This window comes from Halomarina litorea (assembly GCF_024227715.1).
Classification (GTDB): Archaea; Halobacteriota; Halobacteria; order Halobacteriales; family Haloarculaceae; genus Halomarina; species Halomarina litorea.
Genome location: NZ_CP100448.1, coordinates 820,007 through 844,603 on the forward strand (window position 1 = coordinate 820,007; position 24,597 = coordinate 844,603).

The window sequence follows — 24,597 nt, forward strand, 5'->3', positions numbered from 1 at the left end:
GGAACCGAGTCACGATTCGGGCGAAGTGGTTTTACTGTCGACTACCTAAGGCCAGACAGAGATGGGAGAGCCGAGCGACGGGGTCGACCCGGAGAAGCGTGCGACGCTCCGGCGGTTCGCCGCACTGGGTGCCGCCGGCCCGCTCGCACGCCTGGCAGAGGGCGACCGAAGCGGGGAAAGCGACGCCCGCGACGCCATCGTCGGCTACCTCTCGACCACGCCGGGCGCGCACTTCTCGAAGGTCCGCGACGACCTCTCGCTCGGGACCGGCGAGGCACAGCACCACCTCCGCAGGCTGGTCGAGGCCGGCGTGGTCGAGAGCTTTCGCGACGGCGAGTACCGCCGGTTCGTCCTCTCGGGGCGGTTCTCCCCGCAGGAGAAGCGCGCGCTCGGCTACCTCCGCCGGGAGACGCCTCGCGGGATGCTGGTCGCCCTCCTGCGGGACCCGGAGACGACGGCCAGCGACCTCGCCGACCGGGTGGGCGTCTCCCGGCCGACGGTGAGCAAGTACGCGAAGGAACTGGAGGATGCGGGCCTGCTCTCGCGGACGGAGGGCTACGCGCTCGTCGACCCCGAGCGACTGTTGACGCTCATCGTGCGGTACGCGGACTCCTTCGACGGCGAGTCGATGGCGCTGGCCGACGACGCGGCCACCCTCGTCCGCTACGACCCCTGAACGGACTCTCTAGCCGGTGACCTTCCACGTCGTCCCGGAGGAGTAGCCCCACTTCTCGATGGACAGCGACGTGGCCTCGCGGACCGCCCGCATGTTCGCACCGACCTCCTTCGCGCTCATCCCGAGGGCGTCGCCGATGAGCCGCGACTTGAAGTAGGTCTTCGTCCCGGCGTTCTCGGTGAGGAAGGTCGCGATGCGCTGTTGTTTCTCGGTCAGGTCCGGTATCGCCGCGCCGGCAGTCGCACTCATGGTGTTCGGGAAGGTCCGTCACGGTATAGGGGGTTTGGTACAGTGGGTTAACAGGCCGCAGTCGTGCGGTTTCGAGCGAAATCGACGCGCACTGGCCGGACCACGGGGTGTCGAGGTGGGGGTCGGTGGTACACGAGGACAACCGCCTCGCGGGGACCCGAGCAGAGAGAAGGGCCGAGGGTGCGGGCTACTCGATGGTCTCGCCGACGGCGAAGTTGGACTTGACCTCGGTGATCTCGACCTTGACGCGTTCGCCGACCTCCGTGTCGGGGACGATGATGACGTAGCCCCGTTCGACGCGGGCGATGCCGTCGCCCTGCTTGCCGAGGTCCTCGATTTCGACGTACCGAATCTCGCCGATCTCGACGGGTGGCTGCGGTTCGTCGGGGGCGGTCGTCCGGGTGGTCTCCTCGGCGGACTCCGCCTCTCCCCCGGCGGCGATGAGGGCGACGCGGTAGGTCTGGCCGGCGTCGATGGCACCCGTCTCGATCTCTCGGCGCGGTACCTCGACGACGTAGCGGTCGCCCTCCTCCGACACCTCGGCGCTAAACAGACACAGCAGCTTTTCTGAGATTTCCATTGAGAGGCCTCCGAGCGGGGAATCTATGCCGAGGGCTAAAGGCCTTGCCACGCGCTATCGAGGCGTCCCGTCCGGCCGCTTCGCCCCCTCCGAGTCGTGGACGACGACGTCGCCCGGCGACCGGTCGACGGACTCGTAGTTGTCCCGCACCCCGATGGCCTCCTCCAGTTCCCTGACGGCGCGTTCTTTCAGCGCCCCCGCGAGTTCCTCGGCGTCCTCGCGCGAGATGTCCCGACCCAGTCCCTCGCACTCGTGGGCGCGGACGAGTCCCTCCTCGTCGTCGGTTTCGCCGGCTTCCCGTTGCGCTTCCAGCGCAACACTGTCGACCGCCTCCCCCATCGGTTGGCTCGTCCCCGCCAGCGCCACGCTGAACGGGTAGGTCCGGCAGATGAGCGGGCGCGAGTCGTGGACCGTACAGGCCCCTCGTCCCGAGTCGTCCTCGGCGTAGAACGTGCAGTCGCCACACGAGTCGGTCTGAAGCGCCCACTCGAACGTCTCGCCCTCGGGGCCGTCCGCGCCCTCGGCGAGGCCGTAGGGCATGGGGCGGGCGACGTCGCGCCACTCCCCTCTGGTCTCCGCTTCCAGTTCGCGCACCTCGTCGGGGAACACCGTCGCGGTGTGCGGTTCCCGGTCGCCGTCGTCGCCCTCGTAGCCCTTACAGCAGGCCCCGCAGCGCGTACACTCGAAGCCGATCGACTCGATGGCGTCGGCCAGTTTTCCGACCGGGAGGGCGCGGGCGCGGTCGAGTTCGGCCTCCAGTGACTCCATGGTCGGGGTGGGGGCAGGAGACGCAAAAGGGGCGCGTTCGCGGGTCAGGCGGACTCGACGGTGCGAGCGTGCCCGCTGGCACGAGCGCACTCCCCGTCCCACCGGATTCGCCCCTCGACGGCGAGTTTCTCCAAGTGGGCGAGAACCGTCGCCTCGGCGAGTCGCCGGACGGCGGAGACGTCCTTCTCGTAGGCGGCGTCCGTGACCTCTGGGACCGTCTCCGCGCCCTCATCGACGGCCCACCGGACCTTCGCTTCCCGGCGGCGGCGGTGGTCGACGAGTCGCCGGGCGGTCGCTCGGGGGTCGTGGATGACCGGCCCGTGGCCGGGCAGGAGGCGGGCGGGGTTCCGCGCGTGGACCCGGCGGAGCGAGGAGACGTACGAGCGCACGTCGCCCTCGGGGGCACCGACGACGACGCTCCCCTCGGCGACGGCGAGGTCACCCGAGACGACGAGTTCGCCCGCGTCCGACTGGAAGGAGAACCCGACGTGTTCGGGGGCGTGCCCCGGCAGGTCGAGGACCGTCACGGGACCGTCGCCGGTCTCGATGCGGGTCCCCTCCCGGAACGTGCGGTCGGGGGTGACGCCGGTTGCGCGTTCGAAGGCGGCCTCGCGGCCGGCGCGCGCCCACACCGTCGCGCCCGTCTCGCGGGCGACGTCCGCCACGGCCCCGACGTGGTCCGGATGGTGGTGCGTGACGGCGACGTGGCCCACGTCCGCGCCGTCGAGGAGCGTCGTCAGGTCGTCGCCGCGGGCCGCCGGGTCGACGACGAGTGCCCTGTCGTCGCCGAGGCGGTAGCAGTTCGTCGCCCCTTCGGGGGCGGCCGTCTCGACGGTCAGTGCAGCGTGGTTCCACGAGTCGATGGCCATGGCTGGGGGTCGTGGGGGGAGACGAAAAACGCTCGTCGATTACTCGGAGAGGAAGTAGACCTGCTTGCGGGCGTCGCGGAAGCTGTAGCGGGACTCGACGAGGTCGGCTTCCTCGAGGCGGTTCAGCGCGTAGCGGACGGTGCGGTCGGGGAGGAGCGACTCCTCGGCGAGTTGGCCCTGCGAGAGGGGGGCGTCGTCCTCCAGCACCTTCGCGACCAACTTGGCGCTCGGGGGGAGTTCCCGAAGGCGTTCGCGGACTTCGGGGTTCTGTAGGGGAGTCTCGCTTGCGGCCTGCTTCTCTGCCTGCGTGCTCATACCATGGCTGGTACGAACTCCGGTGTAAACCTTGGCTATAGGGGGAACATGACAATACCAACTTTCCAATGAATGGGTAGCACCCTTATACACAGCTGGCCGACAAAAGTTGCCGTAACCGATATCGCATTGTTGTGGCCCGCTATCGGGCGTCTCGGCCGTGACTGTCTGTGCTGTGGGCGAAACGGTCTTGCCGTTGGCAGGAGTTCCCCCCACATGGCAATCCCCGAGGAGTTCCACGACCTATTCGAGAAGCGTACGTTCGCCCACTTTGCCACCTTGATGCCCGAGGGCACACCGCAGGTGACGCCGGTCTGGGTCGGCTACGACGCGGACGCCGGCCAGTTGCTCGTCAACACCGCGCGGGGGCGGCGCAAGGAGAAGAACGTGACCCGCGACCCGAAGGTGGGCGTGAGCATCGTCGATCCCGACGATCCCTACCGGTGGGTCTCCGTCCGGGGTGAGGTCGTCGAGATGACCGAGGAGGGGGCCGTCGAGCACATCGATCAGCTCGCGCGGCGGTACCTGGACGTCGAGGAGTACCCGTACCACGACAGCGACGAGGGCGCGCGGGTCATCCTCCGCATCAGCACTGACGAGGTGGCGCACTCCTAACCCGGTCCCGCCGGCCGAACTCCCCAATCCAGTACCGTTTTATCGGATGCGCGGGTTGGTGCTGGTAGCGTGAAGGGACAGGAGTGGTACCAGGCCGACGACGTGGCCGAGGAGTACGACACCAAGCGGTTCTCCCGCGGCGGCCGCCTCATCGACGACCGCGAGAAGCAGGCCGTCGTGGAGGCGGTGATGCCGGTCGAGGGCAAGCGCGTCCTCGAGATAGCCTGTGGCACGGGCCGCTTCACCGTGATGCTGGCCGAACGCGGGGCCGACATCGTCGGCCTCGACATCTCCGCGGCCATGCTCCAGAAGGGTCGCGAGAAGGCCCAGCGGGCCGGCGTCTCCGACCACCTCCAGTTCATGCGCGGCGACGCCGCCCGCCTCCCGTTCCCGGACGACTACTTCGATACGGTGTTCGCGATGCGCTTCTTCCACCTCGCGGACACCCCCGCGTCGTTCCTCAGCGAGATGTGCCGGGTCTCGCGCGAGCAGGTGTTTTTCGACACGTTCAACCGGTTCTCGACGCGGACGATGTACAACTGGCTCCTTCCGATGGGGTCGCGCCTCTACTCGGAGGGCGAGGTGTTGCGGATGCTCAACGGCGCGGGCCTCCGCCTCCACGACGAGGCACACGACTTCGTCCTGCCCTACGGGTTCTACCGCTCGATTCCCAACACCGTCGCCGAGACGTTCCGCGAGGCGGACCGCTCGCTCGGGGAGACGCCCCTCGGCGAGCGCCTCGCGTCGGTGTCCTACTGGGACGCCCGCGTGGAGTAAGCCCGCCCCTCGCCGTCCCTGCTCCGTCGACCATCTGTCCGCAGGCCGAGGTCTTTTTATCCCTCGGGAGCGGGAACAAGAGGTATGCAGCTCTCGGTAGTCGTTCCGACGCTCAACGGCCGAGAGCGACTCGCCCGATGTCTCGACGCGCTGGCCGATCGGGCCCCCGAGGCGGAGGTGGTCGTCGTCAACGGGCCGAGCGTCGACGGCACCACCGGAATGGTCCGCGACCGCGAGGACGTGGACGTCCTCGTCGAGATAGACGAGCGGAACATCAACGTGGCGCGGAACGCGGGCTTCGAGCGCACCCATGGAGGCACGGTCGCCTTCCTGAACGACGACCTCTGCGTCGAGCGCTCGTGGTACGACGCGGTGACGAGTCGACTGGCGGGGGCGGCCACCGCCCACCGCGCGAGCGGGCACGGCCCGGACCTCCCGGCGGTGGTCACCGGCCCCGTCCACCAGTCCACCCGCGGCGGCGTGACGACCGAGACGGCCGAACGCCGGACCATCGCGGGGCGTCGGGTGTCGTACTTCGACGGCGGGAACGTGGCGTTCACGCGGGCCGCGGTCGACGCCCTCGACGGGTTCGACGAGTACCTCCTGACGGGCGGCGCACGCGACGCCGCCCACCGGCTTGCGGGCCGCGGGTACGACGTGGAGTGGGTGCCGGAGATGTGCACCCGCCGTGAGGAGGCGACAGTCGGCGGCGGGATGCGCCAGCCCTCGCTGGCCCCCGACGGCGGCGAGGTGTCCCGCGACTGGCACTGGCGCTACCGCTCGCTGGCCTACCGCCTCACGAAGAACTACGGCGTGCGCCCGACCACGCTGGGCCGAATCGCCCGTCACGCCGTGGTGGACGCGGGCGGTGCCCTCCGCGACGTCGCGGGCGGGTCCTCGGGCCTCTCCGGGTGGTTCGGCAACGGGCGGGACGTCACCCTCGGCACCCTCTCCGGATGCAAGGACGGGTTCGCCGCCCGCCTGCGCGACCGGACCACCGAGCGCAACCCGCGCGGCCTCTCCGAACGGGGCGACCGGGCCGTCGCGGTGTACGACCGCCGGTAGCTCTCCCGCAACCGACGACCTTCCTGCGGATGTGACTCCGTGTCGTGCGACGCCATTGCCCGGTTTCGCTGCCTCGGCTCGAAAGATTTATATAGAATCGCAAACCACATCCCGGTTGACATGGCTCAACAGATGCGCGGACAGCCGATGTTCATTCTCGCGGAGGACACCGAGCGAACCCGAGGGCGTGACGCCCAGTCGTCGAACATCGCCGCCGGCAAGGCGGTGAGCAACGCGGTACGGACGACACTCGGGCCGCGCGGGATGGACAAGATGCTCGTCTCGGACGCGGGGGACGTCGTCATCACGAACGACGGCGCGACCATCCTGGAGGAGATGGACATCGAACACCCCGCCGCGCAGATGATCGTCGAGGTCGCCACGATGCAGGAGGAGGAGGTCGGCGACGGCACGACCACCGCCTCCGTCCTCGCCGGCGAACTCCTCGCGAAGGCCGAGGACCTCCTCGAGGACGACGTCCACCCGACGGCCATCGTCGAGGGGTACAACGAGGCCGTCCGCCTCGCGCTGGAGGCCATCGACGAGCAGGTGCTCGACGAGGAACTCGACGACGAACTGCTCCAGAAGGTCGCCAAGACCTCCATGACGGGCAAGGGCACGGGCGACGTCGGTGCCGGCCCGCTGGCCGAGACGGTCGTCGCGGCCATCCGGCAGGTCCAGACCGACGAGAAGGTCGAGCGTGACAACATCCGCGTCCGCACGCAGGTCGGCTCGAGTTCCAGCGCCACCGAACTCGTCACGGGCGTCATCAGCGAGGAGGAACCCGTCCACGAGAACATGCCCCGACGTGTCGAGGACGCCAGCATCGCGGTGCTGGACCTCGACCTCGAGGTGCGCGAGGGCGGCATCGACGCCGAGTACAACATCACCAGCATCGACCAGCTCAACGAGGCGCTGGAGGCCGAGGAGGGCGAACTCCGCGGCTACGCGGAGGCCCTCAAGGAGGCCGGCGTCGACGTCGCGTTCGTCACCGGCGACATCGACGACCGCGTCGCCTCCTTCCTCGCGAACAACGACATCCTCGCCTTCGAGAGCGTCGACGACGACGAGGCCCAGTCCATCGCCCGCGCGACCGGCGCGAAGCAGGTCGGGACCGTCAAGGACCTCGACTCGGCCGACTTCGGCCACGCGGACACGGTCCGCGTCGAGAAGTTCGGCGACGACGAACTCGCGTTCATCGAAGGCGGGGCCGAGGCGGAGGCCGTCACCGTCTTCGCCCGCGGCGGTACCGAGCACGTCGCCGACGAACTCGAACGCGCGCTCAACGACGCGCTGGACGTCGTGACGGCCGCTCTCGACAAGGGCGGCGTCGTCCCCGGCGCCGGCGCGACCGAAATCGCCATCGCGGACCACATCCGCGACCACGCCGCGTCCATCACGGGCCGCAAGCAGCTCGCCGTCGAGGCGTTCGCCGACGCCGTCGACATCCTGCCGCGCACGCTCGCCGCGAACGCCGGCATGGACCCCATCGACGCGCTGGTCGAACTCCGCTCGACGTTCGAGGGCGAGGGCCGCGCCGGCGTCATCGCCGTCGGCCAGACCGGACAGGTCGCGGACCCCGTCGAACACGGCGTCATCGACCCCGCCGCGGTCAAGCGCGAGGCTATCCAGTCGGCCACCGAGGCCGCGACGATGATCGTCCGCATCGACGACGTCATCGCGTCGAACTAGCGCGGTTCGGCGGGCCGAAGGCCCGAGAACCGCGAAACGCCGAGCGGGTACGAGACCCGCACTCCACGACGGTCGAGGGACGGCCCGCGGGCGGAGACACCTTCTCGATTCTTCTCCCCGACGAGCCTCAGGCCTTGCTCTCGACGCGTTCGACGGTCTCTTTCAGGTCGTCGCGCTCGAAGTACAGCAGTTCGACCCCGACGACGGCGACGGAGATGAGCACGACGGCGAAGAACGTCCCGCGCTCGGCGGTGTAGAGGTGCCAGAGCAGGAGGGGGAAGAACAGCGCCGTCCCCGCGACGCCGACGGCGGGGATGGCCCCGCGAATCGCGTCCTCGTCGCGCTTGCGGAAGGCGATGTAGCTCATGACGCCGAAGACGACCATGAACGCGAGCGATCCGAAGGAAGTGATACCCGAGAGACTGCCGTAGGCGGCGAACGCCGCCGAGAGGACCCCGAGGACGAGGACGGCGCGCGTGGGTGCGCCGTCGGCGTCGCTGTCCCCGAAGCGGTCGGGGAGCAGGCCGTCGGAGAGCATCCCCTTCGAGAAGTTGGCGGCGCTGAACAGCGTCCCGTTGATGGCCGACCCCGTCGAGAACAGCGCGGCGAGGGCGACGGCGACGAAGCCGACCTGCCCGAGGAAGGGTTCGACGGCCTTCGCCACGGCGATTTCGGGGTGTTGCTGGATGACGCTCGTCTTCACGAGGCTGGTGACGAGGATGGCGACCATGCTGTCGATGACGATGGCCCCCGCGATGGAGATGTACACCGCCTTCGGGATGGTCGACTGCGGGTCCTCGATGCTGTCGTGGTCGTACATCAGCAGTTGCCAGCCCTGGAAGGAGACGAAGGAGATGGCGATGGCGGTGACGAACCCGACGCTCGCGAACTGCGAGGTGCCGAACTGCAACCGGTTCACGGTGAAGCCGTAGTAGAGGCCCCACGCGCTGATGCCGAAGAGGATGGCCACCTTGAGGGCCACCAGTATCTTCTCGGAACTCCCGGTCGCCCGCGCGCCGAGGACGCTCAGCGCGACGAACAGGCCGACGGCGAGCACCGAGAAGAACGGGCGCATCGGGAGGCCGAACAGGGAGTCGAGGGGGGCGAGGCGGACGGCGAAGCTCCCGAACGCGTAGCCGTACATCGCTATCGCGCCGACGTAGCCGAACAGGAGCGTCCACCCAACCATCCCCGCGAGCGTTGAGTTGCCCACCGTCGCCTGTATCTGCGTGACCGACCCACCCTGGACGTCGTTGACCTCGTTGAGTTTGATGTAGGAGTACGCGGCGCACAGCGAGACGAGACTGGCGGCGGTGAACGCCGCCCACGCGGCGCTCCCGGCGATGGCGGCCACCACGCCGAGCACGGAGAACACGCCCCCGCCGATCATCCCGCCCAGTCCGATGGCAGTCGCACCGCTCAACCCTAACGTGCTATCGCCCATGGCCGTCGATTCGACAGCAACCCGACAGAAGGTTCGGCTTTACTATGCGAGTCCCTTTTTCGGTGGTCGGTCGATTGATGGCCCTGCTGTGCGTACCCACCCCGTGAATCGAGCGTGGGTCGGGCGCAACGGCGAGCGACTGGCCGTCTGGGCCGTCGCCGCCCTCGTCGTCGTCGCGGGCGTCGGCGCACTCCTCGTCCAGCCCTATCCCATCGACGAGGGGCGCGTCGAGTCCGTCGCCGCCGACGCCGCCCTCTCGGTCGAACGAACCGACTCGGGACTGGTCGTCCGGCCCGCGGACGGCGAGGTGCGCGAGGCGCTGGCGTTCCTCCCCGGTGCGCTCGTCCCACCCGAGGCGTACCTCCCGCTGGCCGGTCGTCTCGCGACCGAGACGGGACTCGCGGTGTACCTCCTCGACGTCCCGCTGAACCTCGCCGTCCTCGACGTAACCGCGGCGGACGCCGTCGTCGGTGTCGATTCGAGTGTCGAGCGGTGGTACGTCGGCGGGCACTCGCTGGGTGGGGCGATGGCCTGCCGGTACGCCGACAGAGAGGCACTCCGTGCCTCAGGCAGCCGGACGCAGTCCGGCGACGACGGGAACGCCGACCGACTCGCGGGCGTCGTCCTCCTCGGGGCGTACTGCGACGTGGACCTGCGCGACACCGACCTCGCGGTCCTGACCGTCGTCGGGACGCGCGACGGCGTCGTGAATCGCAAGCGACTGGCGGCCTCACGGGGCCTCGTGCCACCGGACGCGCGGTTCGTCGCCGTCGCGGGGACGAACCACACGCAGGTCGGCGTCTACCGGGGGCAGGCCGACACGCCCGCCACCGTGACCGGCGAAACGGCGCGGGCGCGCGTCGTCGACGCAATCGCCGCGTGGCTGGCGGGTCAGTCGGTCGAGAGCGTCGGGAGGCCCCAGTCGCGGGCCACCGCGAGCACCCGCACGACGAACACGAGTACCGCGGTGCCGAGCAGTGCCCCACCGGAGGGGACGCCGAGTCGAGTCGCCGCCCAGAATCCCACCCCGCCGAGGACGGCCGGCGTGGCGTAGAAGTCCTCGCGCAGGACGACGGGCACGCGCGTCAGGAGGAGGTCCGCGAGGCTCCCGCCCCCGACGCCGGTGAGCGTCGCCAGCACGACGACGCCGAACGGCGAGAGGCCCGCCTCGACGCCGACCTGCGCGCCCGTCGCGGCGAAGGCGGCGAGTCCCACTGCGTCCGACCCGACGAGCGCGGGGTGGTCGCGCACGTCGCCCCGACGCACCACGAACGCGACGGCGAGAGCGACGCCGAGAAACGCCACGCTCACGTCGGTGGTGGACTGGAGCGACCCCGGCACCCGCCCGACGAGGACGTCCCGGAGGGTGCCGCCCCCGAGGGCGGTGACGACGCCGAGGACGCCCACGCCGAACAGGTCGAGGTCGGCCTCCGCGCCCTTCAGCGCCCCCGCCGCGGCGAACGCGAGGAGGCCGAGGGCGTTCATCAGGTCGAAGGCGCTCACCATCCCGACCTACCAGGACAGTTCGACGCGCTCCCCCACCCCGAGGCCGAACGCCTCGTCGCCCCGCCCCCGGTTGACGGCGAGTTCGACGTTGCCGTGGCTGGCGACGGTGACGAGTGCCTCGCCGGGGTCGCGGTGGGCGTAGGATGGGACGACGGGATACGATTCGTCGTTCACGACGACCCGGTCGCGGCCGTCGAGGACCGTCCCGGGGACGTTCGTGACCACGTTGCCGAAGTCGTCGACGACGAGGACCTCGCCGGTCGCGCCGTCCTCCCCCATTTCGGGTTCCGGGAGGTGCAGGTCCACGAAGTCGTCGGTCGGGCTGGCGCGGTCGAGGTCCTCGATTCGGTCGGCGTCGTGGACGGCCGCGGCGGCGGGAGCGAACACGTCCCGGCCGTGGAACGTCGAACTGGCGGGGTCGTCGGCGTGCCACTCGAAGACCGTACACTCGCCGCCGTCCGCGAGTTCGCGGGCGACCGGGAGGAGGAGGCCGTTGTCGGGGCCGACGAGGACGTGGTCGCCCGCCCGGACGACGAGGGCGGCGCGGTCGGTGCCGACGCCGGGGTCGACGACGGCGCAGTGGACCGCCGGCGGGAAGTACGGGAGGACCTCGCGAAGCCAGAAGGCTCCGGCACGGACGTCCTGTCGGGGCAGGTCGTGGGCAACGTCCACGATGCGGGCGCCGGTCCGCGAGCAGACCACGCCGCGCATCGCGGCGGGGTACGGCGACCCGAAGTCGCTCGCGAGCGTGATCATGCGGGGGTGTCGTTGTGTTCGTCAGTCGGCCCGTCGGTCTGGCCCACCTGTCGGAGGCGACCGATGCCGTCTATCTCGCGGATGACGCCCGCGACGGCCTCGGGGACGAGGCTCTCCCAGTCGCCGTCGGTGCGGATGCGCTCTCTGACCTCTGTGCCCTCCAGTTCCTCCCGGCGGAACATGGGCGAGGAGCGCACCTCGACGCCCGCCTCCTCGAACAGCCGTATCACGAGGGGGTTGTTCGAGTACGCCACCTCGAAGTTGGGGGACATGCTCTGGACGTGGCTCACCCAGACGGCGTTGCGGTCGAGGTCCTCGATGGGCACCGCGTAGGTGATGATGTCGAGGTCCTTGACGGCCTTCGTTATCATCATGATGCGCTCGCCGGCGGTGAACGGGTCGTGGACGGTGTGCGACTGGTCCGCGCTCCCGATGCCGAGGACGAGTTCGTCGACGTCGTCGGCGATTCGCTCGACCATCGCGTGGTGACCCGCGTGGTACGGCTGGAACCGCCCGATGTAGAACCCCCGCGTCATACGCCAACCCTCCACGGGACGTTTAATAAGCCCAACGGGTCGTCGTGGCGGAGCCAGTAACAGAACGGAAGCGGTGCTGTCGTGCGGTTTCGGTGGTGTGATACACCGGCGCGAGGGGAGAAAGTATATCAGTTGACGGGCCGTCCGTTAGAGTGACAGCAACGGTTCTATGAGCAATAACAACGCAGACGAGGTTCCATCGGGAGACGGGGAAGTCGAACTCCCCGACGACCGGCGGGATCAGTCCGAGTCCGACCTCGGGCGGGACGTCGCCACCGACATGGAAGTCGACGAGGAGGCGACGGACGAGCTGCTCGGCGGACTTCAGATCGAGACGACCGCAGACATCGAGGTGCCAGAGCGCCTCGTGGACCAGGTCATCGGGCAGGACCACGCCCGCGACATCATCCTCAAGGCCGCGAAACAGCGCCGACACGTGATGATGATCGGCTCCCCGGGGACCGGGAAGTCGATGCTCGCGAAGGCGATGAGCCAGCTCCTCCCGCGCGAGGAACTGCAGGACGTCCTCGTGTACCACAACCCGGACGACGGGAACGAGCCCAAGGTCCGGACGGTGCCTGCGGGGAAGGGTGAACAGATCGTCGAGGCCCACAAGGAGGAGGCACGCAAGCGCAACCAGATGCGCTCGTTCCTCATGTGGATCATCATCGCCATCGTCATCGGCTACGCGCTCCTCATCGAGGGCGCGGTCCTCCTCGGTATCCTCGCGGCCGGTGTCATCTACCTCGCGTTCCGCTACTCCTCGCGTGGCTCCGACGCGATGATTCCCAACCTGCTGGTCAACAACGCGGACCACCAGACCGCCCCCTTCGAGGACGCGACGGGCGCCCACGCGGGTGCGCTGCTGGGCGACGTCCGCCACGACCCGTTCCAGTCGGGTGGGATGGAGACGCCGAGCCACGACCGCGTCGAGGCCGGCGGCATCCACAAGGCGAACAAGGGCGTGCTGTTCGTCGACGAGATCAACACGCTCGACATCCGCAGCCAGCAGAAGCTGATGACCGCCATCCAGGAGGGCGCGTTCGCCATCACCGGGCAGAGCGAACGCTCCTCGGGTGCCATGGTCCAGACCGAACCCGTGCCGTGTGACTTCGTCATGGTCGCCGCCGGGAACCTGGACGCCATGGAGAACATGCACCCCGCGCTCCGTTCCCGCATCAAGGGGTACGGGTACGAGGTGTACATGGACGACACCATCGAGGACACCGCGGAGATGCGCCGCAAGTACGCGCGCTTCGTGGCGCAGGAAGTCGAGAAGGACGGCCGCCTGCCGCACTTCTCGAAGGCCGCCGTCGAGGAGGTCATCCTCGAGGCCCAGCGCCGGTCGGGCCGCAAGGGGCACCTCACGCTCGAACTGCGCAACCTCGGTGGCCTCGTCCGCGTCGCGGGCGACATCGCTCGCGCCGAGAACGCCGAGCAGACCACTCGCGACCACGTGCTACAGGCCAAGCGCCGCAGCCGGTCCATCGAGCAGCAACTCGCCGACGACTACATCGAGCGCCGCAAGGACTACGACATGACCGTCGCCGAGGGCGACGTGGTCGGTCGGGTCAACGGCCTCGCGGTCATGGGCGAGGACTCCGGCATCGTGATGCCCGTCATGGCCGAGGTGGCCCCCTCGCAGGGCCCCGGTCAGGTCATCGCCACCGGGAAACTGCAGGACATCGCACAGGAGGCCGTCCAGAACGTCTCGGCCATCATCAAGAAGTTCTCGGACGAGGATATCTCCGAGCAGGACATCCACATCCAGTACGTCCAGTCGTACGAGGGCGTACAGGGTGACTCCGCCAGCGTGACGATGGCCACGGCGGTCATCAGCGCACTGGAGAACATCCCCATCGACCAGAGCATCGCCATGACGGGCTCGCTCTCGGTCCGCGGGGACGTCCTGCCCGTCGGGGGCGTGACCCACAAGATCGAGGCCGCCGCGAAGGCCGGCCTCGATACGGTCATCATCCCCGCCGCGAACGAACAGGACGTGATGATCGAGGACGAGTACAAGGACCAGATCGAGATCATCCCGGTCCACCACATCAGCGAGGTCCTCGAGGTCGCCCTCGCGGGCGAACCCGAGAAGGACTCGCTGGTCGACCGCCTCAAGAACATCACCGGGCAGGCCCTCGAACGCAGCGGGTCGAAGGGTCGTGGCAGTCCCAGCCCGCAGTAGATGCCCGCCTGGGCGGCGTTCGTCGGCCTGACGACCGTCGTCCTCGTCTTCTTACTGGCGCTCGCACGCGCCTCGCAGTCGCTCGTCACCGAGCGCGAGCCGTCCGACCAGACGGTACACGACGGCGGACACGCACCCGCCTGGGGACACGACCTCGCCGACGCGCTCCGGCGGGACGACGCTCCCGGTCCCCGAGACGCCGCCGACGAGTTCACGACCGGCCTCCTGCTCGCCAACGTCGCGCTCTCGCAGGGCTTTCTCGGGTTCGTCCTCGTCGCCGGCGCGTGGTACTTCCGGATTCCACTGGCAGCGCTCGGCGTCGACCTCGGGGACCCGCTCTCGACGGGTCTGCCGGCGCTCGGCGTCGGCGTCGCCCTCGGTCTCGTCCTCTACGTGGCGAACGCCGTGGGTGCGGCGAGTGCCTCGGCGTTCGGGTTCGAGGCCGACGAGTCGCTCAGGGAGATGCTCACACCGGACGACGCCCGCGGGTGGACGCTCCTGCTGGGTGGCGTCCTCCCGGTCATCGCCGGGTTCGAGGAACTGCTCTTCCGGGCGGCCGTCGTCGGTGCGACGGGCGCGGGCTTCGGCCTCCCCCTCTGGGGGCTGGCCCTCGTCTCCTCGCTCGCGTTCGCGGCCGGTCACGGCGCGCAGGGTCCGGCGGGAATCGTCGTGACGGGCCTGCTGGGGTTCGTCCTCGCGGCGGCGTTCGTCCTCACGAACAGCCTGCTGGCGGTCTTCGTCGCCCACTACCTCGTCAACGCACTGGAGTTCGTCGTCAGCGGTCACTTCGGCCTCGAACTGGGCTGAGTCCTACCCGTCGAACTCCTCGTCGACGTAGTCGGCGTCGATGGACGCCGCGATCTCGGTGAGTCGCTGGGCGGAGTCGGTGTACTGGAGGATCTTCTGCATGTCCCCGTCGAGGTCGAACTTCGCGCTCATCAGACCGTCGATGATGCCCACCTCGCGGTCGAGCAGGGCCTTCCACTGCTCCATCGTCGCCGAGAGGAGGAAGCCGTGGTCCACGGCGTCGGGGTCCTCGACGAGGCCCGCCCCCAGACAGTCGCCGTCTTCCAGTCTGAGGAGCGCGTACCCGGTGGTGTCGCCGCCCGCGCCGCCGCGGACGTACTGGTCGAGTTGCTCGCGGAGCGACGCCGGGAGCGCGTCCATGTCGATGTCGTCGATGGGCATCTTGGTCATCTCGAAGACGATGTCGCCGTCGAAGTCGACGCCCCACCCCTCCGCCTGTCGTGCGTACTGCTCGTCGGCGCGGATGGCGCGCTCGTACTCGTCGAACCAGTCGCCGCTCGGGAAGTACAGCGGTTCGGTCTGTGTCTCCATGGTGTTCGTCCACACGGCTCTCGGACGACCGGACGGGTGTGCCTTCCCCCACTCATGAGGGGCCGTTTATGCGGGCGTCGGGTCCCGCCCGAGGACGACACCCGGGATCCCGCGTCGTCGTGCGTGCGTCTGCCATCCGTCTGACACAGAGTTTAGTACGGTGAGTGGCAAGGCCCCTCCATGACCAGCCTCACGGAGGTGTACGAGGGGGGAAGCGGTGGGGACGACCTCCGACGGCTGTACCTCGGCGTCGGCCTCTTTCTCGTCGGCGTCGTCTTCGCGCTGGCCGGTATCGTCTTCGCGACGACGGGTCTCGGGGCCGGGTTCGGCATGTCGTGGTGGCAACAGCGGGAGGTGGCCGGCGTCCTCGCGGGTATCGGCATCCCGGCCGTGTTCCTCGGCGTCCTCACCGTCCTCCCGGCGAGTCGGTTCGTCCGCGGCGCCGCCGTCGCGGGCGCGGCGGTGGCGACCCTCGGCGTCCTCCTCTTCTACCTCGTCTACCCGAACAGCTGGGTCGGCGACCCGGCGAACTACTCCCTGCCGGTCCTCGGCGTCTACTTCCTCGGTGCCATCGCCACGTTCTGGTGTCTGTTCACCGGCGTCGCGAACTTCAAGACGCGCAACGACCCCGGCGGCACCGTCAAGCTCGAGATCACGCAGGGCGGCGAGACGCGCGTCGTCGAAGTCGAGGGCGACGGACTCTCCCGGCGACTCGGCGGCATCGGCCTCCTCGGCGCGACGCCCGACGGCGAGATTCAGACGCAGACGGCCGGTTCGACCGCCCGGAGCGACGGCGGCACGACGGCGCAGTCCGCGAACGACACCGCCCGCCCCGCCTCGGAGGGCGCGGAACTGCTCGGCGAGGAGGAGTCGAGCGACGCCACGGACGCCTACTGCGGCAACTGCGCGCACTTCAGCTACGTCCGGACCGGCGACGGCCTCAAACCCTACTGCGGCTACCACGAGGGACTCATGGACGACATGGACCCGTGCCCGGAGTGGGAGAAGAACTGACCGACTGACCTAGAGGCCCGCCAGCGTCTCCCCGACGCGCTCCCAGTGACTCCCCTTCCAGAAACACTGTCCGCAGTGGCGACACCGCCAGACCGTCGCTTCGTCCGTGTCGGGGGCGTACTCGGGTGTCGACTCGCCGTCCCCGAGACGAACCAGCGGGCCGTTGCAGGCCCCGCAGTAGGTCGGCGTGTCGTCCAGTTCGAGGGGGACGCCCGCCGCGTGGAGTTCGCGCAACTGCTCGTCCACGTCGCGCGATTCGAGCAGTATCGCGTCCTCGACTCGACCAGCCAGTTGGACGTCCCGCGTGACGAGCGTGCGACCCTCCGCGCGTGCGCGCCGCGCGAGGGCCGCGTCCTCCGTCGACGGGTCGCCCGGTGCCGCGTCGTCCAGCGCGTAGACGGTGTCGTGGCCGCACATCCGGAGGTAGCTCCGCAGGCCGCCACACATCACGTCGAGGAGGAGGCGCACCGACCTACAGCCCCAGGAACGACCGGACCTCGCCCGCGTCCCACGCGTTGAGCACGTCGTCTCGCTCTGCCCACCCGCGCCGGGCGGTGTGGACGCCGTAGCGCACGAGGTCGAAACTCGACGGGGTGTGGGCGTCGGTGTTCACGGCGATGGTCGCTCCTCGCTCGATGGCGGCCTGCACCGCGCCGCCGCGCAGGTCCAGTCGGTTCGGGTTGGCGTTCACTTCGAGGGCAGTGCCCGCGTCGGCGGCGTGGGCGGCGAGTCGGCCGAAATCGACGTCGAGGCCCGGGCGCTGGTTCAACTGGCGGCCCGTCGGATGGCCGAGGATATCGACCTGCGGGTGTTCGACGGCCCGAATCAGGCGGTCGGTGCCGTCGCCGTCGAGAGCGGCGTGCGGCGAGGCGACCACGCAGTCAAGCCGTTCGAGCAGGTCGTCACTCACCGATATCTCTCCCTCGGCGGAGACGTTCGCCTCCACGCCCGCGAACACCGCGAGGTCGCTGTCGTCGCCGACCTCACGTATCTCGACCAGTTGCTCCTCCAGTTCCTCGTCCGAGAGGCCGACGCCGCCGACCATCCCCGGGCCGGTGGCGTGGTCCGTGACAGCGACGTAGTCGTAGCCGCGTTCCTCGGCCCCGGCGACCATCTCCGCGACGGTGTTCCGACCGTCCGACCACTCGGTGTGACAGTGCAGGTCGCCGCGGATGTCGCTCTCTTCGAGAAGGTCCGGGAGCTCCCCCCGGTCGGCGGCGTCCAGTTCCCCGCGGTCCTCGCGGAGTTCGGGGGGAATCCACGGCAGGTCGAGGGCGGCGTACATCTCCGCCTCCGTCTCGCCGGCCACCTTCTCGCCGACGCGCTGGTCCGAATCGGGGTCCTCGACGTCCGAGATGTCGAAGACGCCGTACTCGTTGACCTTCAGGTCGCGGGCGATGGCCCGGTCGCGAAAGCGGATGTTGTGCGCCTTGCTGCCCGTGAAGTACTGCAGGGCCGCGCCGAACTCCTCGGGACTCGTCACCCGCAGGTCGACGCGGATGCCCGCAGCGCGGACGCTGGCCTTGCTGGTGCCCGCTTCGATGACGGTGTCTGCCTCGGGCCAGTCGGTGAACGCCTCCACGACCGCCTCGGGGGAGTCGCTCGCGGCGAGGACGTCCACGTCGCCGATGGTGGCCCGCCAGCGCCGGAGCGACCCCGCCACCTCCCAGCGATTCGTCGCGTCCACGCCCTCGAAGTACGCGAGGACGTCGTCGGCCAGCGGCCGGGCGTCGGCGAGCAACTGACGTTCCTGTGTCTGGCGGGCGAAGTCGAGGTTGTCGAGGATGTTCTGCTCGGTCTTCGCGCCGAACCCCTCCACCCCCTGAATCTCGCCGGCCCTCGCTGCGGTTTCGAGGTCGTCGAGGGTCCGCACGCCGAGCGCGCGGTACAGTTTCCCGACGGTCTTCGGCCCGACGCCCTCGACGCTCGTGAGAGCGGCCATCTCGACGGGCAACTCCTCACGGAGCTCTTCGAGTTCCTCGATTTCGCCCGTCTCGACGTACTCGACCACCTTCGCGGCGATGGCCTCGCCCACGCGGTCGATTCCCTCGACGGCCTCCTGTCCGCCCTCGCGGGCGAGGTCCGCCACGGGTTCGGGGTACTCGCGGATGTTCTCGGCGGCCCGGCGGTACGCCCGGTGTTTGTACTCGACGCCCTGCGCTTCGAGTCGGTCGGCGAACTCCTCGAAGAGGGCGGCGAGTTCGTCGTTGCGGACGGGCATCTAGCGGCGCCTCCCGCTCGTGGATTCCCGGCCGAGGACCTGCTTCAGGAACCCCATCCAGCGCTTCTGGTCGAGCGCCTCCTTGCGTTTCGCCTCGTCTTCGAGGTTCGCCGGGCCGAGGCTCTCCAGTGCGGAGAGCGCCCGGTCGATGCCGATGATGGACTCCGCGAGGTCCTCGCCCTCCTCGAAGGTGACCTCGTCGTCCTCGATGCGCTGGCGGCGCTGGAGTTTCTCCCGCCGGAGGTTCTTCTTCGCCTGATCGACCCGGTCGCGTTCGCCGGGCGGGACGGTGTCCCGGCGTTTGATCTCGAAGACGAACTCGCTGAGGTCCACCTGCTCGCCCTGTACCTCGATTCGCTCGGGGATGCGCGCACCGACCGTCGCGCCCTCGCGGTCGATGCGTTCGAGCAACACCTTCCGCTCGAACTCCTTCATGCGTGGTCTTGGGGGGCCGAGCACAAAAGCCCAAACGAAAGGCGTAACCCACACGCTGTCGCAGTAGCGCGTATGGCCGAGGACGAACAAGAGGAGGAGGAATCCGGACCCGTCGTCGAACTCGGCGACCGGGAGCACGTCGACGGGGCACCGCTCGCCCGACCGCTCGCCCGACTCCACTACGGCATCGAGAGGAGCGAGGTCGTCCGCCGCGTCGGCGACGTCGAGATTCGGACCCCCGACGGGCCGCGGACCATCGAGGACGCCCTCTCCGAGGTGGACCACACCTACTTCCCCACCAAGGAGGACCTCCACGGTGCACTCCGAGAGGTCGTCGGACACGGCCCGGTCCCGACGAGCGACGACGAGGAGTAACCCCCCTCCTTCGGGGCTTCGGTGGCCCGGACGACGCACGGGCGGCACACGCTTTTGTACCGTTCGCCCAATACAGTGCGATACGATGCTACCGATAGACCCGTCCGAACTCGACGCGGAGGACATCGGCGAGAAGGAGGCGACGCTCCACATGGACCACGAGGAGGCGGTCGAACACGTCCGCGAGGTGTTCACGGACGCGGGCTTCGGCGTTCCCGTCGAGTTCTCGCCCTCGGAGTTGCTCAACGAGAAGGTCGACAGAGAGGCGCTTCGCGCCTCAGGCAGTCGGACAGAGTCCGACGACGCGGATCGGGACCCCTACTACGTGCTGGGGGCGTGCAACCCGGCGATGGCCGACCGGGCGCTCGACATCTCGATGAAGATGGGCGGCCTGTTCCCCTGCAACGTCGTCGTCTGGGAGGAGGAACCGGGCGTCCAGCACGTCTACCACCTCTCCATCATGCGCGCCGGGCGACTGCTCGGTATCGCGCCCGACGACGAGGAGATGGCGGACCTCATCGCGGACACGGGCGAACTCGTCGAGGAGGCCTTCGGGAACCTCGACAGCGAGTAGTCAGCGGTCCTCGCGTTCCAGTTCTTCGACGCGCCGTTCGAGTTCCTGTACCCGTCCCGAGTCCTCAGAGCGTCCGCGCAGGAAGCCACGGAGGACCACCGCTCCGACGAGGAGGAGTACCAGTGGGATGCCAAAGAGGACGAAGACGATGAACAGTTCCGGACCGCCGGGGACGCCGGGAAACAGGGGGGCCGGTTCGAGTGGAGGGACCATGCGGCGCCGTTCCACGGTCGGCCGTATCAATCCTCGGGTGACTCCCCCCGCAGTTTCAGCCACGCCAGCAGGAGGAGGCCGGGCAGGCCGAACGAGAGCAGGGCCAGCAACGAGACGACCATCAGGTCCATGCCGGTGACGAGGAGCGTCACGTGTAGTCACCGAGACTGGCCTGAAGGCCCGAAACCGTTCCGGAGTTGCGCCGGAGGCGGTCCATCGAGACGGGCAGTCGCGGGACCAGCTGGCGGACCGCGTCGTGGAACGACTCGGATTCGTCGGGGTCGCCCTCGCCGAAGGCGTTCCGGACCGTCTCGCGGACCTGCCACACCCCGGCGGGACCCCAGTAGTCCTCCGTGACCTCGCGAAGCACCAGCACCTTCGCCTGCCGGTCGATGTCGGCGAGGTGTTCGAGGACGCCCAGTCGGGCGGCGTAGTACGCTCCGGCCGTCTCCTCGACGTACCCGCTGCGGCCCTCGAAGCCTTCCCGGTCGCTGGCGAGGAGGTAGCCCGCGTCCTTCCAGTTCCAGATGCTCCCCGGCGCCTTCATCTCGACGAGTTCGAACTCCCACGTGCCGGGCGCGAGGAGGACCCAGAAGCGATTCCCGAGGTACTCGTTGTACCACACCTGCGTCGTGTCCACGCTGGGGGCGTTGCGAATCTTCCCCCGGAGGAAGTTCCCGACGGTGTCGTCGACGGCGGTGATGGACCAGCGCGTGGGGACCAGCCGCCGGTTCTCGCCCTGTCCGAGTGCGCCCGCCGAGAGGACCCGGTTGATGTCGTAGACGTCGAACCCGCGGTTGTAGAGGTACGTCATCGCCCCTTCGGCGCGCCAGTCGTCGTCCGAGAGCGTCTTCTTCACGGCTCGCGGGACGTGCGGGTTCTCGGTCAACTGGGCGCTCTCGACTTTCGCCCGCGGGCCGGTCGGCGTCGAGATGTCCGAAAGCGTCACGTCGAGGTCCACGTCGAGGGGGCCGTCCAGCCCCACCTCCACGTCCACGGGTCGGTCGGCGATTGCCACCTCGCGCTGGACGCCGACAAAGCCGTCCCACTCGTCGGCGACGTGGACGTTCGTGCGCTGGGTGGAGTTGAGCAGGTTCGTCCGCGCCCGAAACACGTCCTCGATGCTGTAGCCGGTGCGGTACCAGTGTGGGCCGGTCTCGTACTCGGCGGCGTGTTCGGCGTCCGCGACGGGCGCGAGGAGCCCCGCCGACACGTCGGGGTACGACCCGCTCCCGACGAAGATGGAGGGCGCGGTTGACCCGAACAGCGAGTCGCCCTGTGTCACCTCGTCGAACCGCCGTTCGACGTCGGCGAGGAACTCGGTGATGGCGTAGGACTTCTCCCGCGCCAACTGGCGCTTGCGGGCGGCCTCGTCCTGCTCCAGTCCCGCCACGTAGTCGTCGAGGCGCATTCGTCTGAATCAGGGGCCGACGGCGCTTGAACCCCGCGCTCGGGCGGAGTGAAAGTGAACGTCGTGGCGGGCGCCCGCGAGTGGCTGGCGGGGGTCCGACGGACGCGTCGCTCGGGGGTCGAGCGCACGGAAAACGAGTGGGAGCGCGAGCGGCCGGGTTAGCTGTGAATGCCCATCGCTTCGATCTGCTCCTGATAGCGGTTGCGGATGGTGACCTCGGTGACCTGTGCCACGTCGGCGACCTCTCGCTGGGTCTTTTTCTCGTTGCAGAGCAGGGAGGCGGCGTAGATGGCCGCGGCGGCGTACCCCGTCGGGGACTTGCCCGAGAGCAGACCCTTCTCTGCGGTGACCTCGATGATCTCCTTCGTCTTCGACTGGACCTCCTCCGAGAGGCCGAGTTCCGAGCAGAAGCGGGGGACGTACTTCTTGGGGTCGACAGGCTCCATCTCCAGCGAGAGCTCCTGTGAGATGTAGCGATACGTTCGACCGATCTCCTTTCGCTCGACGCGGGAGACCTCCGAGATCTCCTCCAGCGAGCGGGGGATCCCCTCCTTTCGACAGGCAGCGTAGAGGCAGGCCGTCGCGACGCCCTCGATGGACCGTCCGCGGATGAGGTCCTCCTTGAGGGCGCGCCGGTAGATGACCGACGCCACCTCGCGCACCGATCGGGGCACGCCCAGCGCCGAGGCCATCCGGTCGGTCTCACTGAGCGCGAACTGGAGGTTGCGCTCGCCGGCGTCCTTGGTGCGGATGCGCTCTTGCCACTTGCGCAGGCGGTGCATCTGACTGCGCTTCTCCGAGGAGAGCGACCGCCCGTAGGCGTCCTTGTCCTTCCAGTCGATGGTCGTGGTGAGCCCCTTGTCGTGCATCGTCTGGGTCGTCGGCGCGCCGACCCGCGACTTGCTCTGGCGCTCCGAGTGGTTGAACGCCCGCCACTCGGGACCACGGTCGATCTCGTCTTCCTCGACGACCAGTCCGCAGTCGTCGCACACGACCTCTCCCCGGTCCGAACTCTTGACGAGGTGATCCGAGCCGCACTCCGGGCACTCGCGGGTCTGCTCCCCGGTGGATGTCGATGTCGATTCCTGCTCGCGCTCCCGGGTACGGGTGGACCGTGTCATCGCATTTTTATAGTAAAACAGGCATACTATTTAAATACTCGTATGAGTTGCCCACTGTAGGACGGGATAAAACCGGCACACTGCGCGGGTATCGGCGGGATTTACCTGTGCTTCACGGGCCGACCGCAACGGACTTACGAGTACCGCCGGGAGTTCCGGCGATGCCGGTCATCGAGTGCGACCCCGACGAGGCCCGCGAACGGCTGGAAGCCGCCGGCGTCCGGGTCGAGGCGGGCAACACCGACCACGAGCGCTGGCGCGCCGACCACGAGGGAGCGACCGCCGTCGCGTACGACGGGAAGGTGGTCGTACAGGGCGAGTCGCCCGCCCGCCTCGTCGGCCTCATCGAGGGCGGCGGCGGCCGCGCGCACGTCTACTTCGACGGGGCCTGCCGGGGGAACCCCGGCCCCGCATCCGTCGGGTGGGTCATCGTCACCGGCGACGGCATCGCGGCCGAGGGCTCCGAGCGAATCGGGCGCGCGACGAACAACCAGGCGGAGTACGAAGCGCTCGTCAGGGCGCTGGAGGCCGCCGCGGACTACGGCTACGACACCGTCGAGATTCGCGGGGACTCCCAACTCGTCGTCAAGCAGGTGACGGGCGCGTGGAACACGAACGATCCCGAGTTGCGCGAGAAGCGCGTGCGGGTCCACGAACTCCTCCGCGAGTTCGACGACTGGACCATCAGCCACGTTCCGCGGGAGATAAACGACCGCGCCGACGACCTAGCCAACGACGCACTCGATGACTGACGCTCCCGAACCGACCGACACGGAGACGGACGACCGGCCCGACCGACTCCCCGAACGGGTCGCGGACGAGGCCGAACGCCTGACCCGGCGCGCGCGAGAGGCGGAGGCCGCAACCCCCCTCGCCGACGCCGACTCCCACCCGACCGCCGCCGAACTGGCCGCGACGGCCGCCGAGGAGGCGACCGCCGCCCGCGAGGAGCGCGACGCACTCCTCGCCGAACACGGCTACACGGCCCGAGAGCGGGTGGACTCGGGGTCGCGGCGCGACGCCGAGGGCGGAACGCGCGGCGTCACGCTCGTCTGTTACCCCGAGGAGTGGCTGGAGGACGGTACCGTCCGCTTCGACCGCATCGACGAGACCAGCCGGGCGGTTGAGCGACCGCTCGACGCGCCCGCCGAGGAGGCCGACTGGGAGTCGGTGGACGAACGCAACCGCGAGGTGGCCGCGGCCGTCGAGGACGCGCACGGCCCGATCCACGGCGCGAACGCGCGCGCGTTCGCGGACTTCATGAGCAACCACTACGCGGCACCCATCGGGGCCGCCACGCGCCGGATGCGCGAGGAGTTCCTCACGGAGTACTTCCCGCGCAACGCGTGGCCGACCGACGAACAGCGGTCGCTGGTCGAGGAGTCGGTGAACGTGGCCGTGGAGACGGCCAGGGACTGACTTACTGCTCGACGGCGTCGATGAGTTCGCGCACGTCGTCCGCGCGCGACTCGTCGGTGATGTACCGCGAGAAGATCCAGCGGAGTTGGCCCAGCACCGTCTCCTTGCCCTTCTCGGTCAGCGCGTACTGGTTGGTGCGCTTGTCGAGTTCGCTCTTCTCGACGAGGCCCATCTCGACGAGGTCGTCGAGGTTGGGGTACAGTCGACCGTGGTTGACCTCGGAGTCGTAGTACGCCTCGAGTTCGCGCTTGATCGCGAGCCCGTAGCGTGGTTCCTCTGCGAGGATGACCAGAATGTTCTGCTGGAATGCTGTCAGGTCGCGCCCGATGCCCGGATCGCCGGAGACTGACTGTGCCTCTGACATGAGTGGATAGATGACACGACGCTATTTAAAACTTCTCAACTCTTTTCGAGTTTATTGTCATTTTCGCACGAGGGCG

At 69.0% G+C, this 24,597-nt stretch carries 30 protein-coding genes and 1 pseudogene; 13 read left to right on the forward strand and 18 right to left on the reverse strand.

All coding sequences use genetic code 11. The annotated features are described in order from the left end of the window. The first annotated feature begins 61 nt into the window (after positions 1 to 61). The gene (locus NKG96_RS04505) at positions 62 to 676 is read left to right on the forward strand and encodes a winged helix-turn-helix transcriptional regulator (protein WP_254537279.1); all 615 of its coding nucleotides are present in this window, start codon (positions 62 to 64) and stop codon (positions 674 to 676) included. A 9-nt stretch (positions 677 to 685) separates the two neighbouring features. On the opposite strand, the gene NKG96_RS04510 is transcribed toward NKG96_RS04505, so the two are convergent. From NKG96_RS04510 to NKG96_RS04530, 5 genes are all read right to left on the reverse strand, one after another. Beyond that, positions 686 to 925 (reverse strand): DUF7123 family protein, encoded by a 240-nt coding sequence (locus NKG96_RS04510; protein ID WP_254537280.1) that lies wholly within the window; start codon positions 923 to 925, stop codon positions 686 to 688. A gap of 187 nt (positions 926 to 1,112) precedes the next feature. Then, positions 1,113 to 1,505 (reverse strand): TRAM domain-containing protein, encoded by a 393-nt coding sequence (locus NKG96_RS04515; RefSeq protein WP_254537281.1) that lies wholly within the window; start codon positions 1,503 to 1,505, stop codon positions 1,113 to 1,115. A 54-nt stretch (positions 1,506 to 1,559) separates the two neighbouring features. Then, positions 1,560 to 2,273 carry a YkgJ family cysteine cluster protein gene (locus NKG96_RS04520; protein WP_254537282.1) on the reverse strand — a complete coding sequence of 238 codons (714 nt, stop codon included), beginning with the start codon at positions 2,271 to 2,273 and terminating at the stop codon, positions 1,560 to 1,562. 44 nt (positions 2,274 to 2,317) lie between these two features. Then, positions 2,318 to 3,142, reverse strand: coding sequence for an MBL fold metallo-hydrolase (locus NKG96_RS04525; RefSeq protein WP_254537283.1), 825 nt, complete (start codon positions 3,140 to 3,142; stop codon positions 2,318 to 2,320). Between the two features lie 39 nt (positions 3,143 to 3,181). Further along, the gene (locus NKG96_RS04530) at positions 3,182 to 3,457 is read right to left on the reverse strand and encodes a MarR family transcriptional regulator (RefSeq protein ID WP_254537284.1); all 276 of its coding nucleotides are present in this window, start codon (positions 3,455 to 3,457) and stop codon (positions 3,182 to 3,184) included. Positions 3,458 to 3,673: 216 nt separating this feature from the next. Between NKG96_RS04530 and NKG96_RS04535 the strand changes: the two genes are divergently transcribed. From NKG96_RS04535 to thsA, 4 genes are all read left to right on the forward strand, one after another. Next, positions 3,674 to 4,072: a PPOX class F420-dependent oxidoreductase gene (locus NKG96_RS04535; RefSeq protein ID WP_254537285.1), complete on the forward strand. Its 399-nt coding sequence runs from the start codon at positions 3,674 to 3,676 to the stop codon at positions 4,070 to 4,072. A 69-nt stretch (positions 4,073 to 4,141) separates the two neighbouring features. Then, the gene (locus NKG96_RS04540; protein ID WP_254537286.1) at positions 4,142 to 4,849 is read left to right on the forward strand and encodes a class I SAM-dependent methyltransferase; all 708 of its coding nucleotides are present in this window, start codon (positions 4,142 to 4,144) and stop codon (positions 4,847 to 4,849) included. An 84-nt stretch (positions 4,850 to 4,933) separates the two neighbouring features. Beyond that, on the forward strand, positions 4,934 to 5,914 hold the full coding sequence (locus NKG96_RS04545) for a glycosyltransferase family 2 protein (protein ID WP_254537287.1): 981 nt from the start codon (positions 4,934 to 4,936) through the stop codon (positions 5,912 to 5,914). 132 nt (positions 5,915 to 6,046) lie between these two features. Continuing rightward, positions 6,047 to 7,606 carry a thermosome subunit alpha gene (thsA, locus tag NKG96_RS04550; protein WP_438267416.1) on the forward strand — a complete coding sequence of 520 codons (1,560 nt, stop codon included), beginning with the start codon at positions 6,047 to 6,049 and terminating at the stop codon, positions 7,604 to 7,606. Between the two features lie 127 nt (positions 7,607 to 7,733). On the opposite strand, the gene NKG96_RS04555 is transcribed toward thsA, so the two are convergent. Then, positions 7,734 to 9,050 carry an APC family permease gene (locus tag NKG96_RS04555; RefSeq protein ID WP_254537289.1) on the reverse strand — a complete coding sequence of 439 codons (1,317 nt, stop codon included), beginning with the start codon at positions 9,048 to 9,050 and terminating at the stop codon, positions 7,734 to 7,736. On the opposite strand from NKG96_RS04555, the pseudogene NKG96_RS04560 reads away from it, so the two are divergent. Next, positions 9,049 to 9,885, forward strand: a pseudogene (locus NKG96_RS04560) (alpha/beta hydrolase); the annotation flags it as partial. The gene NKG96_RS04555 and the pseudogene NKG96_RS04560 sit on opposite strands and share 2 nt — an antisense overlap. 56 nt (positions 9,886 to 9,941) lie before the next feature. On the opposite strand, the gene NKG96_RS04565 reads toward NKG96_RS04560, so the two are convergent. From NKG96_RS04565 to NKG96_RS04575, 3 genes are read right to left on the reverse strand one after another with little or no spacing between them, the layout of a single operon-like run. Continuing rightward, the gene (locus tag NKG96_RS04565; RefSeq protein WP_254537290.1) at positions 9,942 to 10,556 is read right to left on the reverse strand and encodes a trimeric intracellular cation channel family protein; all 615 of its coding nucleotides are present in this window, start codon (positions 10,554 to 10,556) and stop codon (positions 9,942 to 9,944) included. Positions 10,557 to 10,562: 6 nt separating this feature from the next. Beyond that, complete coding sequence (locus NKG96_RS04570; protein ID WP_254537291.1) at positions 10,563 to 11,312, reverse strand: SAM hydrolase/SAM-dependent halogenase family protein; 750 nt, start codon at positions 11,310 to 11,312, stop codon at positions 10,563 to 10,565. Then, positions 11,309 to 11,848: a nicotinamide-nucleotide adenylyltransferase gene (locus tag NKG96_RS04575; RefSeq protein WP_254537292.1), complete on the reverse strand. Its 540-nt coding sequence runs from the start codon at positions 11,846 to 11,848 to the stop codon at positions 11,309 to 11,311. The genes NKG96_RS04570 and NKG96_RS04575 overlap by 4 nt, the downstream gene beginning before the upstream one ends. 169 nt (positions 11,849 to 12,017) lie before the next feature. On the opposite strand from NKG96_RS04575, the gene lonB reads away from it, so the two are divergent. Both lonB and NKG96_RS04585 read left to right on the forward strand, forming a co-directional pair. Then, positions 12,018 to 14,036, forward strand: a complete 2,019-nt coding sequence (gene lonB / locus NKG96_RS04580) for an ATP-dependent protease LonB (RefSeq protein ID WP_254537293.1) — start codon at positions 12,018 to 12,020, stop codon at positions 14,034 to 14,036. After that, complete coding sequence (locus NKG96_RS04585; protein WP_254537294.1) at positions 14,037 to 14,843, forward strand: CPBP family intramembrane glutamic endopeptidase; 807 nt, start codon at positions 14,037 to 14,039, stop codon at positions 14,841 to 14,843. A gap of 3 nt (positions 14,844 to 14,846) precedes the next feature. Here the strand turns inward: NKG96_RS04585 and NKG96_RS04590 are convergent, their stop codons facing one another. Then, positions 14,847 to 15,374 (reverse strand): SCP2 sterol-binding domain-containing protein, encoded by a 528-nt coding sequence (locus tag NKG96_RS04590; RefSeq protein WP_254537295.1) that lies wholly within the window; start codon positions 15,372 to 15,374, stop codon positions 14,847 to 14,849. A gap of 180 nt (positions 15,375 to 15,554) precedes the next feature. Between NKG96_RS04590 and NKG96_RS04595 the strand changes: the two genes are divergently transcribed. Then, positions 15,555 to 16,388 carry a phage holin family protein gene (locus NKG96_RS04595; RefSeq protein WP_254537296.1) on the forward strand — a complete coding sequence of 278 codons (834 nt, stop codon included), beginning with the start codon at positions 15,555 to 15,557 and terminating at the stop codon, positions 16,386 to 16,388. Between the two features lie 9 nt (positions 16,389 to 16,397). On the opposite strand, the gene NKG96_RS04600 is transcribed toward NKG96_RS04595, so the two are convergent. The 3 genes from NKG96_RS04600 to NKG96_RS04610 are packed head-to-tail and all read right to left on the reverse strand — an operon-like array spanning position 16,398 to position 19,044. Then, entirely contained in the window at positions 16,398 to 16,856 is a 459-nt protein-coding gene (locus NKG96_RS04600; protein ID WP_256558107.1) for a Mut7-C RNAse domain-containing protein, read from the reverse strand. Between the two features lie 4 nt (positions 16,857 to 16,860). Next, on the reverse strand, positions 16,861 to 18,609 hold the full coding sequence (gene polX / locus NKG96_RS04605; protein WP_254537297.1) for a DNA polymerase/3'-5' exonuclease PolX: 1,749 nt from the start codon (positions 18,607 to 18,609) through the stop codon (positions 16,861 to 16,863). After that, positions 18,610 to 19,044: a DUF5788 family protein gene (locus NKG96_RS04610; RefSeq protein WP_254537298.1), complete on the reverse strand. Its 435-nt coding sequence runs from the start codon at positions 19,042 to 19,044 to the stop codon at positions 18,610 to 18,612. It abuts the gene before it with no gap. 72 nt (positions 19,045 to 19,116) lie between these two features. Here NKG96_RS04610 and NKG96_RS04615 point away from each other — a divergent pair, with 72 nt between their 5' ends. Both NKG96_RS04615 and NKG96_RS04620 read left to right on the forward strand, forming a co-directional pair. Then, the gene (locus tag NKG96_RS04615) at positions 19,117 to 19,419 is read left to right on the forward strand and encodes a DUF5789 family protein (protein ID WP_254537299.1); all 303 of its coding nucleotides are present in this window, start codon (positions 19,117 to 19,119) and stop codon (positions 19,417 to 19,419) included. An 85-nt stretch (positions 19,420 to 19,504) separates the two neighbouring features. After that, the gene (locus tag NKG96_RS04620; protein ID WP_254537300.1) at positions 19,505 to 19,993 is read left to right on the forward strand and encodes a DUF302 domain-containing protein; all 489 of its coding nucleotides are present in this window, start codon (positions 19,505 to 19,507) and stop codon (positions 19,991 to 19,993) included. Here the strand turns inward: NKG96_RS04620 and NKG96_RS04625 are convergent, their stop codons facing one another. The 4 genes from NKG96_RS04625 to NKG96_RS04635 all read right to left on the reverse strand — a co-directional run bounded on the left by NKG96_RS04625 (position 19,994) and on the right by NKG96_RS04635 (position 22,738). Continuing rightward, on the reverse strand, positions 19,994 to 20,206 hold the full coding sequence (locus NKG96_RS04625; RefSeq protein ID WP_254538177.1) for a hypothetical protein: 213 nt from the start codon (positions 20,204 to 20,206) through the stop codon (positions 19,994 to 19,996). Positions 20,207 to 20,232: 26 nt separating this feature from the next. Then, entirely contained in the window at positions 20,233 to 20,358 is a 126-nt protein-coding gene (locus tag NKG96_RS20860; RefSeq protein ID WP_256558108.1) for a hypothetical protein, read from the reverse strand. Further along, the gene (nreA, locus tag NKG96_RS04630; RefSeq protein ID WP_254537301.1) at positions 20,355 to 21,617 is read right to left on the reverse strand and encodes a DNA repair protein NreA; all 1,263 of its coding nucleotides are present in this window, start codon (positions 21,615 to 21,617) and stop codon (positions 20,355 to 20,357) included. Before nreA ends, NKG96_RS20860 begins: the two co-directional genes overlap by 4 nt. Positions 21,618 to 21,775: 158 nt before the next feature. Beyond that, on the reverse strand, positions 21,776 to 22,738 hold the full coding sequence (locus tag NKG96_RS04635) for a transcription initiation factor IIB (protein ID WP_254537302.1): 963 nt from the start codon (positions 22,736 to 22,738) through the stop codon (positions 21,776 to 21,778). Positions 22,739 to 22,899: 161 nt separating this feature from the next. Here NKG96_RS04635 and rnhA point away from each other — a divergent pair, with 161 nt between their 5' ends. Next, on the forward strand, positions 22,900 to 23,490 hold the full coding sequence (rnhA, locus tag NKG96_RS04640) for a ribonuclease HI (protein WP_254537303.1): 591 nt from the start codon (positions 22,900 to 22,902) through the stop codon (positions 23,488 to 23,490). Next, positions 23,483 to 24,157 carry a DUF7108 family protein gene (locus tag NKG96_RS04645; RefSeq protein WP_254537304.1) on the forward strand — a complete coding sequence of 225 codons (675 nt, stop codon included), beginning with the start codon at positions 23,483 to 23,485 and terminating at the stop codon, positions 24,155 to 24,157. The genes rnhA and NKG96_RS04645 overlap by 8 nt, the downstream gene beginning before the upstream one ends. A 1-nt stretch (position 24,158) precedes the next feature. Here the strand turns inward: NKG96_RS04645 and NKG96_RS04650 are convergent, their stop codons facing one another. Further along, a complete protein-coding gene (locus NKG96_RS04650; protein WP_254537305.1) occupies positions 24,159 to 24,521 on the reverse strand; it encodes a PadR family transcriptional regulator in 363 nt (120 codons plus the stop codon). Between the last annotated feature and the right edge of the window lie 76 nt (positions 24,522 to 24,597).

Bases quoted from the DNA above. Each gene is read 5' to 3' on its own strand.
- NKG96_RS04505 (WP_254537279.1), top strand. From the start codon at position 62: ATGGGAGAGCCGAGCGACGGGGTCGACCCGGAGAAGCGTGCGACGCTC.
- NKG96_RS04510 (WP_254537280.1), bottom strand. From the start codon at position 925: ATGAGTGCGACTGCCGGCGCGGCGATACCGGACCTGACCGAGAAACAA.
- NKG96_RS04515 (WP_254537281.1), bottom strand. From the start codon at position 1,505: ATGGAAATCTCAGAAAAGCTGCTGTGTCTGTTTAGCGCCGAGGTGTCG.
- NKG96_RS04520 (WP_254537282.1), bottom strand. From the start codon at position 2,273: ATGGAGTCACTGGAGGCCGAACTCGACCGCGCCCGCGCCCTCCCGGTC.
- NKG96_RS04525 (WP_254537283.1), bottom strand. From the start codon at position 3,142: ATGGCCATCGACTCGTGGAACCACGCTGCACTGACCGTCGAGACGGCC.
- NKG96_RS04530 (WP_254537284.1), bottom strand. From the start codon at position 3,457: ATGAGCACGCAGGCAGAGAAGCAGGCCGCAAGCGAGACTCCCCTACAG.
- NKG96_RS04535 (WP_254537285.1), top strand. From the start codon at position 3,674: ATGGCAATCCCCGAGGAGTTCCACGACCTATTCGAGAAGCGTACGTTC.
- NKG96_RS04545 (WP_254537287.1), top strand. From the start codon at position 4,934: ATGCAGCTCTCGGTAGTCGTTCCGACGCTCAACGGCCGAGAGCGACTC.
- thsA (WP_438267416.1), top strand. From the start codon at position 6,047: ATGCGCGGACAGCCGATGTTCATTCTCGCGGAGGACACCGAGCGAACC.
- NKG96_RS04555 (WP_254537289.1), bottom strand. From the start codon at position 9,050: ATGGGCGATAGCACGTTAGGGTTGAGCGGTGCGACTGCCATCGGACTG.
- NKG96_RS04565 (WP_254537290.1), bottom strand. From the start codon at position 10,556: ATGGTGAGCGCCTTCGACCTGATGAACGCCCTCGGCCTCCTCGCGTTC.
- NKG96_RS04570 (WP_254537291.1), bottom strand. From the start codon at position 11,312: ATGATCACGCTCGCGAGCGACTTCGGGTCGCCGTACCCCGCCGCGATG.
- NKG96_RS04575 (WP_254537292.1), bottom strand. From the start codon at position 11,848: ATGACGCGGGGGTTCTACATCGGGCGGTTCCAGCCGTACCACGCGGGT.
- lonB (WP_254537293.1), top strand. From the start codon at position 12,018: ATGAGCAATAACAACGCAGACGAGGTTCCATCGGGAGACGGGGAAGTC.
- NKG96_RS04585 (WP_254537294.1), top strand. From the start codon at position 14,037: ATGCCCGCCTGGGCGGCGTTCGTCGGCCTGACGACCGTCGTCCTCGTC.
- NKG96_RS04590 (WP_254537295.1), bottom strand. From the start codon at position 15,374: ATGGAGACACAGACCGAACCGCTGTACTTCCCGAGCGGCGACTGGTTC.
- NKG96_RS04595 (WP_254537296.1), top strand. From the start codon at position 15,555: ATGACCAGCCTCACGGAGGTGTACGAGGGGGGAAGCGGTGGGGACGAC.
- polX (WP_254537297.1), bottom strand. From the start codon at position 18,609: ATGCCCGTCCGCAACGACGAACTCGCCGCCCTCTTCGAGGAGTTCGCC.
- NKG96_RS04610 (WP_254537298.1), bottom strand. From the start codon at position 19,044: ATGAAGGAGTTCGAGCGGAAGGTGTTGCTCGAACGCATCGACCGCGAG.
- NKG96_RS04615 (WP_254537299.1), top strand. From the start codon at position 19,117: ATGGCCGAGGACGAACAAGAGGAGGAGGAATCCGGACCCGTCGTCGAA.
- NKG96_RS04620 (WP_254537300.1), top strand. From the start codon at position 19,505: ATGCTACCGATAGACCCGTCCGAACTCGACGCGGAGGACATCGGCGAG.
- NKG96_RS04625 (WP_254538177.1), bottom strand. From the start codon at position 20,206: ATGGTCCCTCCACTCGAACCGGCCCCCCTGTTTCCCGGCGTCCCCGGC.
- nreA (WP_254537301.1), bottom strand. From the start codon at position 21,617: ATGCGCCTCGACGACTACGTGGCGGGACTGGAGCAGGACGAGGCCGCC.
- NKG96_RS04635 (WP_254537302.1), bottom strand. From the start codon at position 22,738: ATGACACGGTCCACCCGTACCCGGGAGCGCGAGCAGGAATCGACATCG.
- rnhA (WP_254537303.1), top strand. From the start codon at position 22,900: ATGCCGGTCATCGAGTGCGACCCCGACGAGGCCCGCGAACGGCTGGAA.
- NKG96_RS04645 (WP_254537304.1), top strand. From the start codon at position 23,483: ATGACTGACGCTCCCGAACCGACCGACACGGAGACGGACGACCGGCCC.
- NKG96_RS04650 (WP_254537305.1), bottom strand. From the start codon at position 24,521: ATGTCAGAGGCACAGTCAGTCTCCGGCGATCCGGGCATCGGGCGCGAC.